Below are 13,561 nucleotides of genomic sequence, written 5' to 3'. Positions count from 1 at the left end.
CCGTGAGGCTCGCATCGTCCGTCTCCGTGATCGACGGACTCTACCCAAATCTGGAGGAGGTTCTGGGGCTCAGGTCAGAGCCAAGCTTGGAAAGCCCTCCTATGGCGCGCGCTTGGTCTCTCGTGTGTAATCTTCGAATGTTGAGAATGATCGGTGCCCTTTCACCGAGTTTGACTTGGCGACTCGAGTCTTCCTGATCCGCTCCTGGAGATACACGCAGACCTCGGCGAACCTCTCCATCGCCGTGTCCCGCCAGGAGGAGCGGAACCTGGACTCGATATTCTTCGAAATCACGGCATGGTTGAATTTCGTCGCCCGCGAGGTGTCGGCCGAGGCGAATTGATTGTATTGCCTGATCAGATATTGGACATATCGGCTTGCTTCCTGATCGGCACCGATTGTCCCGGCCGCGGTCTGGAACCTAGGAGCTTTTCCCGAACCCTTGAAATTCAGGGTTCCGGCCACGATTGCGCCAAGGCTACCGATGACCACATTGCCCGTATTGTTTCTGGTCTCAATACGCGACATCGCATTAAGCAGAACCTTGGCAAAGAAACCATCCGTTTCCTGCTTGGGGCGGCCGAGATGTTCTTCCTGGATCGTCTTGATCTCCTCCAAAGTGTCGACCGAATAGAGTCCGGGCTCCGCGTCAATGATCTTATGGTGCCGGCGGCATAGCAGGATCAAATTCGCGAAGGCGTGCCGTGCGTCCTCTGTCTGCGTGCTATCAAACCGAGGGCCACCTGAGCTTTGAGCCCGAATATGGCAGACCTCGCCGGTCACTGTTCCCGTCGCTTCGAATATTCGGGATGAGCATCCCGGAAATGTGCACATGTTTCCCGACATTGCGAACAGTCGTCGGATCGTCTTCTCTGATGGTCCCGGCAATATGCTCTCCCATTCATGCTGTGTTCAAGACGCCGACGCGTTGTCCGCGTCGATGGCGCGTCGCGCAAAAATGTCGGGAAACAGCCTCAGCACGATACGGCCGGTGAGACTTGCCGGATCGTCCTGAGGGGCTGCCAACGCCGTTCTAAGTTTGGTCTGGACACTCCTAGTGCTGAGTGCCTCTTGTCGTCCGCAAAGCTCGGCGAACCGCCGGACAACGCGGGCGAAACGATACCGGGGCTCGACACCGAGGAACGTGTTCAGCAACTCGACGATGTTCTTCTGCTGAGATCCCACTGGCCGGCCGTCCAGCAACGAAAGAAGGCAGTTGATCAGATCGTCAGTGTCCTTAAGCTCACGGCTATCTATATCCGGGGACGTCAGTTGGGCGGCGAGTTCGGCAAGAAGCACCCCGCGCTCGGGCCATTGGGTTCCATGCCCGCCGGTCGCCGCGCGCCATCTCACGAGAAAATCCTCGTTCCAGTGTGGCACTGGCGCGACCGCGAATGCCCGGCCGCTAGATAGCCAGTTTAGCTCCGACAGCTTGACGAGCCTGGAAAGCCATCCGTCGCCGCCTTTCCAAAACACTCGAAGGATTACCTCGCCTATCTGTCGCGACAAACTGACGGTCTCGTCATCCATCGAAAACAGATTCTTATTGTGCGAGTAGAAAATATCCTCGAACGAACTTAGAAGGCGCCCCTCAGTCAACGGAGGCTGGAAATTCCACGTCAGCCACAATAGCCGATAGGCTAGTTCATCGTAGAAATCTTCGCGCTGAACGATGATTGGAATCTGGGTGGCCGCGAGTTGCACCTCCACGACAAGTGGTACACCGCCATAAATGGCTCGAATGTCGGGACGACGTTTCCCGTCCTTCATGATTAAATATTCATCGATGACCACGCTGTCGGGCGCGGTGCGGATATCCAGACGCAGCAGTTCTCCGACAACGGTTTTTATCGCGACGTGGAGCGGGCTCTCCTGCGCACCCTGAAACTGCCTGCGACTGACTTCGTCCACTCCCAATGGGGTGCCAGTCCACCACGGACAATCCTCAGGGGCGCCGGGATGATGCTTCCAGTATGGCTGGCCGGTACGTCCTTCCCTCGGCGCATAGACCGCATATCCGCATTGCCCGCACACATATCGGGACTTTCGATCCAAACGTGCCCGGGTCGCCGATCTCCGGATGACCTGATAGTCGTCCGGATGCAGGCTCAAGAGCTGATCACTCGAGATCGTTTGCATCGAGTCCAGATCGACGACATTTCTAAGCGTTCTCTTCGGTTCGATCTTCCCCATCGCACGGGACCATCTCATTCAAGTTCATGATTTATAAGTGCAATAATCATACGTTAGATGCCAGCCAACCTTCACGTCCACGCCTCGCCCAGGCGAATTGGTTGCTATAAACTTGGAGAATGCGCGAGCCAGGCTCCCTGCAATGTTACGCGAAGCGTTCCGGCTATTGGAGACAATGGGCAGCATTTAGCAACCCGGATGACTTACCAGAATCCCTGCGAGCGGACATGTGCGACAGGTCAATTCCGACCCCCGGCTAGAAACTGGCGGGGGGCATTTTGAACCGCTCCACGTGAATGCCGATTAGGCTCCAACAGCAGCATGCTGCGCTCTCGTCGTCTGCGATGTCCTCTGCTCCGAGTCTTCGGTCCTCAGGTACAATAGCAGCATCCCGCCGTTCTTAAGTATCTGCACGCCAGACCGCGACGGCCGCATTGGCTTGTTGAAACCTCCCAATTTCCGGCTCTTTTAATCATCCCCGGCATGGGCGGGGATGAGATGGCGACTTCACCTCACAGTTCGGAAGGCCTGACACGCGGCGAACGCATGTTGCGCACCGCGCTTGGCCCGATGATCACCCGCCTTCTTGAAGACCCGGCCGTCGTCGAGGTCATGCTCAATCCGGACGGGCGCCTGTGGGTCGACCGGCTGTCCGAGGGGCTTCGCGATACAGGCGAGCGATTAGCCGCCGCCGATGGCGAACGCATCGTCCGCCTCGTTGCGCACCATATCGGCGCCGAGGTCCATGCCGGCGCCCCGCGGGTGTCAGCCGAACTGCCGGGAACGGGAGAGCGGTTCGAAGGCCTGCTCCCGCCCGTCGTGGCCTCCCCGACCTTCGCCATCCGCAAACCGGCCGCCGCCGTCTTCACGCTCGACGACTATGTCGCCGCCGGCATCATGTCTGCGCCGCAGGCCGAAGCCCTGCGCCATGGCGTCGCCTCCCGCGCCAACATCCTGGTCGCCGGCGGCACCTCCACCGGCAAGACCACGCTCACCAACGCGCTGCTCGCCGAGGTGACCAAGACCTCCGAACGCGTCGTCCTCATCGAGGACACACGAGAACTCCAATGCGCAGCCCCCAACCTTGTAGCGATGCGCACCAAGGACGGCGTCGCCTCGCTCTCGGACCTCGTCCGCTCATCGCTGCGCCTGCGGCCGGATCGCATCCCCATCGGCGAGGTCCGAGGTGCCGAAGCCCTTGACCTCCTGAAGGCCTGGGGCACAGGCCACCCTGGGGGCATCGGCACCATCCACGCCGGCAGCGCCATCGGGGCCTTGAGGCGTCTCGAGCAACTCATCCAGGAAGCCGTCGTCACCGTACCTCGGGCCCTGATCGCCGAGACCATCGACCTCATCGCCGTGCTGTCGGGCCGCGGCTCCGCGCCCCGCCTTTCCGAGCTCTCTCACGTCGAAGGTCTCGGGCCCGACGGCGACTACCGCGTCATCCCCATCACCGCTCCATCCGAAGAAGGAACCTCCCTGTGACTTTCACGCTCCCTCCATTCTACCGCCGATTGCTGCAGGCCGTGGCCGGTGCCACCGCCTGCGTGTGTGTTGTCTCCGCGGCCCACGCCTCCGGCTCCTCCATGCCGTGGGAAACGCCGCTGCAGTCGATCCTGGATTCGATCCAGGGGCCAGTCGCCAAGATCATCGCGGTGATCGTCATTATCTCCACCGGCCTCGCGCTCGCCTTCGGCGACACCTCTGGCGGATTCCGGCGGCTGATCCAGATCGTATTCGGCCTCTCCATCGCCTTCGCCGCTTCGAGCTTCTTCCTCTCCTTCTTCTCCTTCAGCGGCGGAGCGCTGGTCTGATGCCGGGCGATATTGGCGGGGTGCCGGGCTTCTCCGTCCCGGTCCATCGGGCCTTGAGCGAGCCGATCCTGCTCGGCGGCGCGCCGCGGGCAATCGCCATCTTCAACGGTACCCTCGCCGGTGCTGTCGGGCTGGGGCTGAGGCTCTGGCTTGTGGGGCTCGCGGTCGGGGCCGTGGGCCATCTCGCCGCCGTCTGGGCCGCCAAGCGCGATCCGCTCTTCGTCGATGTGGTGCGCCGCCATCTGCGCATCCCCGGTCATCTGTCGGTCTGAGGGGCGCATCATGATGAACCTCGCGGAATACCGGCGTCACGCCAGCCGGCTCGCCGACTACCTGCCCTGGGCGGCACTGGTCGGCTCTGGCGTCGTCCTCAACAAGGATGGCAGCGTCCAGCGGACGGCACGCTTCCGTGGGCCGGACCTTGATTCCGCGGTGCCGGCCGAACTGGTGGCGGCGGCGGGTCGCCTCAACAGCGCCTTTCGCCGCCTCGGCTCCGGCTGGGCACTCTTTGTGGAGGCCCAGCGACACCCGGCGGGTGCCTATCCGGCGAGTGTCTTTCCCGATCCCGCCTCCGCGCTGGTCGAAGCCGAGCGCAAGGCCGACTTCGCGGAAGCCGGCAGCCATTTCGAATCCAGCTATTTCCTCACCTTCACCTGGCTGCCGCCGGCGGAGGACGCTGCACGGGCGGAGAGCTGGCTCTATGAAGGCCGCGCGCGTGGTGGCGTCGATCCCTATGAGGCGCTCGGCGCCTTCGTCGACCGCACGGACCGAGTCCTGCGGCTCGTCGAGGCCTTCATGCCCGAGTGCCGCTGGCTCGACGATGCCGAGACCCTCACATATCTGCACGGTTGCGTCTCGACCAAGCGCCAGCGGGTCCGCGTTCCCGAGACGCCCATGTATCTCGACGCCCTGCTGGCAGACCAGCCGCTCACCGGCGGGCTCGAGCCGATGCTGGGGTCCGAGCATCTACGCGTCCTCACCATCGTCGGCTTCCCGACGGCGACGACGCCGGGGATCCTCGACGACCTCAACCGGCTCGCCTTTCCCTATCGCTGGTCCACCCGCGCCATTCTCCTCGACAAAACCGACGCCACCCGGCTCCTCACCAGGATCCGCCGGCAGTGGTTCGCCAAGCGCAAGTCCATCGCCGCCATCCTGAAGGAGGTGATGACCAACGAGGCCTCGGTACTGGTGGATTCAGATGCCGCCAACAAGGCGGTGGATGCCGACCTCGCTTTGCAGGAGCTCGGCGCCGACCATGCCGGCATCGCCTATCTTACCGCGACGGTGACCGTCTGGGACGCCGATCCCCGCATCGCTGACGAGAAGCTCCGGCTGGTGGAGAAGGCAATCCAGGGCCGGGACTTCACGGCCATGGTCGAGACGATCAATGCCGTGGATGCCTGGCTCGGCAGCTTGCCGGGGCACGTCTACGCCAATGTCCGCCAACCGCCCATTTCCACCCTCAACCTCGCCCATATGATCCCGCTGTCGGCGGTGTGGGCGGGCGAGGCACAGGACGCGCATTTCGGCGGGCCGCCGTTGTTCTACGGCAAGACCGAGGGGGCGACCCCGTTCCGTTTTTCCCTCCACGTTGGCGATGTGGGCCACACCCTCGTGATCGGGCCGACGGGCGCCGGCAAGTCGGTGCTGCTGGCGCTGATGGCATTGCAGTTCCGGCGCTACGCTGGATCCCAGGTGTTCGCTTTCGACTTCGGCGGCAGCATCCGGGCGGCCGCCCTCGCCATGGGCGGCGACTGGCACGACCTCGGCGGGAGCCTGTCCGATGGGAGCGAGGACAGCGTCGCGCTCCAGCCTCTTTCCCGTGTGGATGATCTCGCCGAACGCTCATGGGCCGCCGACTGGATCACGGCGATCCTCTCCCGCGAGGGCGTTTCCATCGCCCCGGAGGTGAAGGAGCACATCTGGTCGACCCTCACCTCCCTTGCCTCCGCTCCCGTCGAGGAACGGACCCTCACCGGCCTCGCCGTCCTGCTCCAGTCCAACGATCTCAAACAGGCGCTACGCCCCTATTGTATCGGTGGCGCCCATGGCCGGCTGCTCGATGCCGAGGCGGAGCACCTGGGGCAGGCCTTCGTCCAGGCCTTCGAGACCGAAGGGCTGATCGGCACCACCGCGGCACCGGCCGTGCTGTCCTATCTGTTCCACCGCATCGAGGACCGGCTCAACGGGTCTCCGACCCTCATCATCATCGATGAGGGATGGCTCGCCCTTGATGACCAGGGCTTTGCCGGCCAGCTCCGCGAGTGGCTTAAGACGCTGCGGAAGAAGAACGCCAGCGTCGTCTTCGCCACGCAGTCCCTCTCCGACATCGACGGCTCGGCCATCGCCCCGGCCATCATCGAGAGCTGCCAGACGCGGCTGCTGCTCCCCAACGAGCGGGCCGTCGAGCCCCAGATCACCGCCATCTACCGGCGCTTCGGCCTCAACGACCGGCAGATCGAGATCCTCGCACGGGCCACCCCGAAGCGGGACTATTACTGCCAGTCCCGACGCGGCAGCCGCCTGTTCGAGCTCGGGCTGTCGCAGGTGGCGCTCGCCTTGTGCGCCGCCGGGTCCAAGACCGATCAGGCTGCGCTCTCGCTGATCCTCGCCGAGCATGGGCGCGATGGTTTCCTCGCCGCCTGGCTACGGCATCGGGGCCTCGGCTGGGCCGCCGACCTCATCCCCACCCTCGACCTTCTGGAGACACGCTCATGATCCGCCTGATGCTGCGGGCGGCGCTCGTCGCTGCGCCGCTCCTCATGTGCCCTCTCGCGCCGGCCGCGGCACAGGCCGTGGTCTTTGACCCCTCCAACTATGCCCAGAACGTCCTCCAGGCGGCGCGGGCCTTGCAGCAGGTCACCAACCAGATCACCTCGCTTCAGAATGAAGCACAGATGCTGATCAACCAGGCCCGCAACCTCGCAAGCCTGCCGTATTCCTCCCTCAGCGCGCTCCAGCAATCCGCCCAGCAGACCCAGCAGTTGCTCGGGCAGGCGCAGAAGATCGCTTATGACGTCGGCGCCATCGACCGGGCGTTCCAAGGTCAGTACGGCTCGGTTTCCCTGAGCACCTCGGACGCTGCTCTTGTCACCCAGGCTAAGACCCGCTGGGAGACCACGGTCGCCGGTCTTCAGGATGCGCTGCGGGTGCAGGCGGGCGTCGTCGGCAATCTCGACATTGGCCGGACCCAGGCCTCAACACTGGTCGGCCAGAGCCAGGCGGCGACCGGCGCGTTGCAGGCCATGCAGGCAGGGAACCAGCTCCAGGCGCTCCAGGCGCAGCAGCTCTCCGATCTCACCGCGGTGGTGGTCGCCAATGGCCGGGCGCAGGCGCTGTCCGAAGCTGAGCGTGCCACGGCGGTGTCTGAGGGGCAGGAGCACTACCGGCGCTTCTCCACCCGGTCGAGCTACCAGTCCTCCGCCGTCACCATGTTCCGCGGCAATTGAGGGGCGGCCATGGATCAGGGCACTGCACTCAGGACCCTCGTCGTCGCCGGCCTTGTGGGCGCGGTGATCGCAGCCCTCGCCATCGCCTCAGGCAGGCCTCACGAGCCGACTGTCACTATCAGCAGCGTGAAGGCAGGGAACGTCTCCTCGGCCGACCTCAAGAGCTGCGCCACGCTGGAGATGGCCAATCCCATCGATCCGCGCTGCGCCGCGCTCTGGGAGGCGAACCGCCGCCGCTTCTTCGGCAAGCCCGTGGAAGGAGCAACGCCATGAACGACGTGGGCGTCATCGACACCTTCCTCAACACCTTCACCAGCTACATCGATTCCGGCTTCGGCCTGATCAAGGGCGAGGTGACGGGCCTCTCCTCCATCCTGATCGCACTCGACATCACGCTCGCCGGCCTGTTCTGGGCCTGGGGCGCCGACGAGGACGTGATGCGCCGGCTGGTGCGCAAAACCCTCGCCATCGGCTTCTTCGCCTGGATCATCGGCAACTTCAACTCGCTCTCGAAGATCGTGTTCGAGAGCTTCGCCGGGCTCGGCCTCAAGGCCGGCGGCTCCGCCATCAGCACGGCGGAATTCCTGCGGCCGGGGCGACTTGCGGAAGTGGGGCTCACCGCCGCCCAGCCGCTGCTCGACGCCGCAAGCCAGCTCGCCGGGCCGGTGGCGATCTTCGTCAATGCCGTGCAGATCGCCGTGCTGCTGGTCTCCTGGCTGCTGATCCTGATCGCCTTCTTCATCCTGGCGGTGCAGCTCTTCGTCACCCTCATCGAGTTCAAGCTGACGACGCTCGCCGGCTTTGTGCTCATCCCCTTCGCTTTCTTCGGCAAGACCGCGTTCCTCGCCGAGAAGGTGCTCGGCAACATCGTGGCGTCGGGCGTGAAGGTGATGGTGCTCGCTGTCATCATCGGCATCGGCTCGGGGCTCTTCTCCCAGTTCACCACCTCCTACGGCGATGCCCAGCCCACCATCAGCCAGGCGCTAGCCGCGGTGCTGGCCGCGCTCGCGCTCCTCGGGCTCGGCATCTTCGGGCCGGGAATCGCCACGGGACTGATCACGGGCGCGCCGCAGCTCGGCGCCGGAGCCGCCGTGGGTACGGGCCTTGCCGCCGGCGGCATGGCACTCGCCGGAGCCGGCGCCGCGGGCCTTGCCGTGCGTGGAGCCGGTGCCGTGTTCTCGGGAGCCGCCGCTGCGGCGCGTGCGGGCGCGAGCCTCGCCGGGGGTGCTGCATCCGCCTACAGCGCGGGAGCCGCTGGCCAGTCCGGCCTTTCCGGTGTCGGGAGCGGTTTGGGTGGCGTGGCGAGAGCAGCCGGCGCGGCCGCGACATCTCCCTTGCAGCGCTCGGCCGACACATCAGGCGAAGCGGCGGCCAGCAGCTCCGGCCCAGCCCCGTCGAGCAACCCGGCCTCCTCCGGCGATGCCCCCGATTGGGCCCGGCGCATGCGCCGCTCCCAGCAGGTCGCCCACGGCATCCAGACCGCGACCCATGCCGTCCGATCCGGCGACAGCCATGGCGGCGGGTCGTCCATCTCCCTCTCCGAAAGCGATCGCCCATGACCCCCTTCAAGCGCCCGTCGGTCCATTACGGCCGCTCCCCCGAGCCTGAGACGCCGTATCAGCGCGCGGCCCAGGTCTGGGATGACCGCATCGGCTCGGCCCGGGTCCAGGCGAAGAACTGGCGCCTCATGGCCTTCGGCTGCCTCGCCCTGTCGGCCGGCCTCTCCTGCGCCCTGGCGTGGCAGGCCCTGAGCGGCTCGGTGGTTCCGTGGGTGGTTCAGGTGGACAAGCTCGGTCAGGCGCAGGCGGTCGCGCCGGCCGCCTCGGACTATCGCCCCTCCGATCCCCAGATCGCCTTCCACCTCGCCCGCTTCATTGAAGAGGTCCGCAGCATCTCTGCCGATCCCGTGATCGTCCGCCAGAACTGGCTCAGGGCCTACGCCTACACGACCCTGGCCGGAGCAATCGCCCTCAACGACTATGCCCGCGCCAATGATCCTTTCGCCCGGGTCGGCAAGCAGCAGGTGGCGGTGGAGGTCTCCAGCGTGATCCGGGCCTCGCCGGACTCCTTCCGCATCGCCTGGACCGAGCGCCGCTTCCAGGACGGCAGCCTCGCCGACACCTCCCGCTGGAGCGCCATCCTCACCGTCGCGGTGCAGGCGCCGCGGGATGCGGATCGGCTCCGGGCCAATCCGCTGGGGATCTACGTCAACGCCATCAACTGGTCGAAGGAACTCGCACAATGATGCCTGCCATCCGCACATCCGGGAGGCCGGCTTTCCGCGTCCTCTCCTTTCCGTCTTTCCGGAAGTCCGGCTTGCCGCTTCTCCTGCTTTGCACATCGGCCCTGGCGGGCTGCGCCACCTTCGAGAAGCCCCCGGAGATCGAATATGACGATGCCCCGCCCGCCGTCTTCAAGGCTGAGCCGCCGGGGCCGGTGCGCATCGTTGAGCTGCCGAAGCCCTTGCCGCTGCCCGGCCAGCTGAAGCCGGTGGGCAAGGACGGCAAGGCCGAGCCCGAGTCCGCGGACCCGACGGCCCGAGTGAACCAGGCCAATGCTGCCGCGCGCGTTCAGCCGGTGCGCAACGGCTTCATCAACTCCATGCAGGTCTATCCCTTCGTGGATGGCGCGCTCTATCAGGTCTACGCTTCGCCCGGTCAGATCACCGACGTCGCCCTGCAACCCGGCGAGCAACTGGTGGGCACGGGGCCGGTCGCTGCCGGCGACACGGTGCGCTGGATCATCGGCGACACCGAGAGCGGGGCGGGCGGGGCAAAGCAAGTCCACATCCTGGTGAAACCGACACGGCCGGACCTCACCACCAACCTCGTCATCAACACCAATTTGCGCACCTACCACATGGAGCTGCGCTCCACCGAGAAGACCTACATGGCCTCGGTCTCCTGGCAATATCCCCAAGACCAGCTCATCGCCCTCAGGCGCCAGAACGCGGAAGCGCAGGCGGTGCAGCCCGTCGCCACGGGCATCGACCTGGCAAAGGTGAACTTCCGCTACGAGGTGAGCGGCGACCGGGCACCGTGGCGGCCGCTGCGCGCCTTCGATGATGGGCAGCAGGTCTTCATCGAGTTTCCCCGCGGGATCGCCCATGGCGAGATGCCGCCGCTGTTCGTGGTCGGGCCGCAAGGCGACACCTCCGAACTCGTGAACTATCGCGTGCGCGGCACCTATATGATCGTGGACCGGCTCTTCGCAGCCGCCGAGCTGCGCTTCGGCGCCGACAAGGACCAGAAGCGCGTGCGCATCTCCCGCACCGACGGGAGGCCGGTCCTATGAGCGGCATCGAACCCGGGAAGGAGACAGGGCCGGAGCTGAGCGGTGATGACGGCGCTCGGCCACTGACGGGGGAGACTGTGTCGGCCATGCGGCTGCGGCCGGAACCGCCGCGGGTGACCCGCCTGTCCCGAAAGGTATTAGCCGGGCTGGGGCTCGTTGCCGGCCTTGGGATCGGCGGGGCGCTGATCTACGCCCTGCAAGCGCGAAAGGACCACGGACACGGCCAGGAACTCTACGCCACCGACGTCAAGGCGACGCCGGACGGGCTCGCCGGCCTACCCAAGGATTACACCGGCATCCCCAAGCTCGGGCCTCCGCTGCCCGGCGACCTCGGCCGGCCGATCCTCAATGCGCAGACGGCAGTGCAGCCGACGGTGCCGACAATGGGAGGCATGCCAAATCCCGCCTTGAGCCCCGAGGAGCAACGCCAGCAGCGGGAAAGCGAAGACGCCCGGACCGGACGGCTGTTCGCTCAGACCAATACCCGGTCGGCAAGCCCGGCGGTGACCCAGCAGGCGGGAGTCACTTCAGCGTCAGCGGCGCCGGCCGCCGATCTCACCAGCCTCGGCCTTGCGCCGCAGGCGGCGACGCCGACGGCCCAGGAGCGCCAGCTTGCCTTCCTGAGCCAGGCCGTGGACCGGCGCACCGTGTCGCCCGACCGCGTGGCGGCTCCTGCCTCCGCCAACATCCTGCAGGCCGGCGCCGTCATCCCCGCGGCGCTGATCACCGGCATCCGCTCGGACCTGCCGGGCCAGATCACCGCCCAGGTGACCGAGAATGTCCACGATAGCCCGACCGGGCGGATCCTCCTGATCCCCCAGGGCACCCGCATCATTGGCCAGTATGACAATGGCGTCGGCTTCGGGCAGCGCCGGGTGCTCCTCGTCTGGAACCGCCTGATCTTCCCCAATGGCCGGTCCATCGTGCTGGAGCGCCAGACCGGAGCCGACGCGGAAGGCTACGCTGGCCTTGAGGATGGCATCGACTACCATTGGGGCGAGCTGTTCAAGGCGGCGGTGCTCTCGACCATCCTCAGCGTCGGGGCGAGCGCAGGAACGTCCGGCAGCGATAGCGACCTCGTGAGTGCTTTGCGGGAAGGCGCATCCGACAGCATCAGCCAGACCGGCCGGCAGCTCGTCCAGCGCCAGCTCAACATTGCGCCGACCCTCACGATCCGGCCGGGATTCCCGGTGCGGATCATCGTCACGCGCGACCTCGTTCTTGAATCCTATGGAGGTTGAAATGCCGAAGCTGAAGCTCAGCGAGATCCTCGACGACAAGCCGGTGAAGGTGACCGTGGAACTGCCAGCGAAGCTGCACCGCGATCTTGTCGCCTATGCGCAGGTGCTGGGTGGCGAGACGGGGAATCCGATCACCGATCCCGTCAGGCTGATCGCGCCCATGCTGGAGCGCTTCATCGCGACAGATCGCGTTTTCGCGAAGGCTCGGCAAGCACCCCATCCAGATCCTGCACGGGGGATGACGTCTGGGGTGCTGAAGAGCGAGCCATCGATCGAGCAAGGCTGAGCAATGTCCGAAACGCGGGATTGTCGTTTTTCGGCGACCATGCAGCATAGAACTGGAGCACCTCGCCGCGCAGAGAACGATAGATAACGCCGGGGACCTTGACCAAATTTTCGGATTCTATGACCAACGTTATTCCGCGGCCGGACGCGACGAGATTGAGAAGCTTATATCGCCCAACCCGCTGAGCCTCGACACGGGGCTCGCATTCGACTTCCCGGATTTTGCGAATGACATAGTCTTGGATTCTCATCCCAGCCGCAGTGTCTCGGATAAGAATTTTTTCAGAACTGAGATCTCGCCATGTCAACGCGTCCTCGGTGGAAAGCGGATGGCCTTCGGGCAATGCCACAAGAACCTGTTCCGACCAAAGATAAGTTGTATCGCATTCCGGCCAATCGCCCAATCCGATGACAAAAGCAATATCAAGCTGAAATTTCCGAATGGAGTTGATGTGATCGTGTGCTTCGCCGTCGACGAAATCGATATGAACAGATCCATATTTTGCGTCATATTCTCGAAATAAGTCCGACAAAAAACCCGATGAAAGTGAAGAAAATAGTCCCACTTTGACGTATCCGTCCTCGGCACGACCAATGGCGGCCACCTCCGCCGCCGCGTCGCGAATGTGGTCCAACGCATGGCGGACCCGATGCAGGAAGCGTTGTCCGGCTATGGTCAGGTTGATCCCCCCGGGGTGTCGCAAGAACAGGGAGGCCCCGACCTGATCCTCGATGTCCCGGATCCGCCGACTAACGGAGGACTCCTGCACACCGAGTGCCGCTGCTGCCTTCCGAAAGCTTCCATATTCGGAAGCAGCGATTAAATACCTGAGGTAGCGGATTTCAATTTCCGTACTGTTATTCGACATTGGAAACGTTCTCCATTTCAATAACGGCATATAATTCAGTATGAATTACATGATATCACAAATATTACGCATCAAATGTTTGTATTTTATGTGCAAGTATGCGAAATATTAAAATTATATCGTCGGATTATAACGTACATTAATGCATAACTTTTACATAATACATCATATTTTTGAGATATTTTACCATCAGTAACTTGGACATTAGAGATTAGATCGAGAGAGGGCGCGGCCATTTCATAAAATAGATGATTTAGACCAAACCATGCTAATGAAAGTCTCCTTCTAAGTAAGCTCGTTGTCTGTTCGCGCCCAACGACCTTCTTCCGCTATTCCAAGCGACGGAATTGTCACCATTAAGCTGGATTCACATCGCCCGCCTCAAATTTCATGCCACACTTATGAAATGTTAG

14 protein-coding genes are annotated in these 13,561 nt (G+C 63.9%); 11 read left to right on the top strand and 3 right to left on the bottom strand.

All coding sequences use genetic code 11. The features are described from left to right. Positions 1–99: 99 nt before the first annotated feature. Complete coding sequence (locus FZ033_RS19265) at positions 100–783, bottom strand: HNH endonuclease signature motif containing protein (RefSeq protein WP_232847564.1); 684 nt, start codon at positions 781–783, stop codon at positions 100–102. A 129-nt stretch (positions 784–912) separates the two neighbouring features. Further along, a complete protein-coding gene (locus FZ033_RS19260) occupies positions 913–2,193 on the bottom strand; it encodes a DUF6035 family protein (RefSeq protein WP_232847563.1) in 1,281 nt (426 codons plus the stop codon). 498 nt (positions 2,194–2,691) lie between these two features. On the opposite strand from FZ033_RS19260, the gene trbB reads away from it, so the two are divergent. The 11 genes from trbB to FZ033_RS19205 are packed head-to-tail and all read left to right on the top strand — an operon-like array spanning position 2,692 to position 12,280. Further along, on the top strand, positions 2,692–3,678 hold the full coding sequence (trbB, locus tag FZ033_RS19255) for a P-type conjugative transfer ATPase TrbB (protein WP_149577673.1): 987 nt from the start codon (positions 2,692–2,694) through the stop codon (positions 3,676–3,678). Positions 3,679–3,707: 29 nt separating this feature from the next. Beyond that, positions 3,708–4,007, top strand: coding sequence for a TrbC/VirB2 family protein (locus FZ033_RS19250; protein ID WP_041577517.1), 300 nt, complete (start codon positions 3,708–3,710; stop codon positions 4,005–4,007). Next, positions 4,007–4,279, top strand: a complete 273-nt coding sequence (locus FZ033_RS19245) for a VirB3 family type IV secretion system protein (RefSeq protein ID WP_012115969.1) — start codon at positions 4,007–4,009, stop codon at positions 4,277–4,279. Before FZ033_RS19250 ends, FZ033_RS19245 begins: the two co-directional genes overlap by 1 nt. Before the next feature lie 10 nt (positions 4,280–4,289). Further along, positions 4,290–6,728, top strand: a complete 2,439-nt coding sequence (trbE, locus tag FZ033_RS19240) for a conjugal transfer protein TrbE (RefSeq protein WP_012115968.1) — start codon at positions 4,290–4,292, stop codon at positions 6,726–6,728. Beyond that, positions 6,725–7,459, top strand: a complete 735-nt coding sequence (trbJ, locus tag FZ033_RS19235; protein WP_149577672.1) for a P-type conjugative transfer protein TrbJ — start codon at positions 6,725–6,727, stop codon at positions 7,457–7,459. The genes trbE and trbJ overlap by 4 nt, the downstream gene beginning before the upstream one ends. Before the next feature lie 9 nt (positions 7,460–7,468). After that, positions 7,469–7,732, top strand: coding sequence for a putative entry exclusion protein TrbK-alt (gene trbK-alt / locus FZ033_RS19230; RefSeq protein ID WP_012115966.1), 264 nt, complete (start codon positions 7,469–7,471; stop codon positions 7,730–7,732). Beyond that, the gene (gene trbL, locus FZ033_RS19225; protein ID WP_012115965.1) at positions 7,729–9,018 is read left to right on the top strand and encodes a P-type conjugative transfer protein TrbL; all 1,290 of its coding nucleotides are present in this window, start codon (positions 7,729–7,731) and stop codon (positions 9,016–9,018) included. The genes trbK-alt and trbL overlap by 4 nt, the downstream gene beginning before the upstream one ends. Then, on the top strand, positions 9,015–9,704 hold the full coding sequence (gene trbF, locus FZ033_RS19220; RefSeq protein WP_012115964.1) for a conjugal transfer protein TrbF: 690 nt from the start codon (positions 9,015–9,017) through the stop codon (positions 9,702–9,704). Before trbL ends, trbF begins: the two co-directional genes overlap by 4 nt. Next, the gene (gene trbG, locus FZ033_RS19215) at positions 9,701–10,753 is read left to right on the top strand and encodes a P-type conjugative transfer protein TrbG (RefSeq protein WP_012115963.1); all 1,053 of its coding nucleotides are present in this window, start codon (positions 9,701–9,703) and stop codon (positions 10,751–10,753) included. Before trbF ends, trbG begins: the two co-directional genes overlap by 4 nt. Beyond that, positions 10,750–11,994, top strand: coding sequence for a TrbI/VirB10 family protein (locus tag FZ033_RS19210; protein ID WP_012115962.1), 1,245 nt, complete (start codon positions 10,750–10,752; stop codon positions 11,992–11,994). The genes trbG and FZ033_RS19210 overlap by 4 nt, the downstream gene beginning before the upstream one ends. Before the next feature lies 1 nt (position 11,995). Then, positions 11,996–12,280 (top strand): DUF2274 domain-containing protein, encoded by a 285-nt coding sequence (locus FZ033_RS19205; RefSeq protein WP_138397510.1) that lies wholly within the window; start codon positions 11,996–11,998, stop codon positions 12,278–12,280. On the opposite strand, the gene FZ033_RS19200 is transcribed toward FZ033_RS19205, so the two are convergent. Further along, complete coding sequence (locus FZ033_RS19200) at positions 12,168–13,148, bottom strand: LysR family transcriptional regulator (protein WP_149577671.1); 981 nt, start codon at positions 13,146–13,148, stop codon at positions 12,168–12,170. The genes FZ033_RS19205 and FZ033_RS19200 overlap by 113 nt on opposite strands. Positions 13,149–13,561: the final 413 nt, after the last annotated feature.

The organism is Xanthobacter oligotrophicus (genome assembly GCF_008364685.1).
GTDB classification, from domain to species: Bacteria; Pseudomonadota; Alphaproteobacteria; order Rhizobiales; family Xanthobacteraceae; genus Xanthobacter; species Xanthobacter oligotrophicus.
Note: the sequence above shows the minus strand (reverse complement) of the source record. Positions and strands in the feature narration are given on the sequence as shown.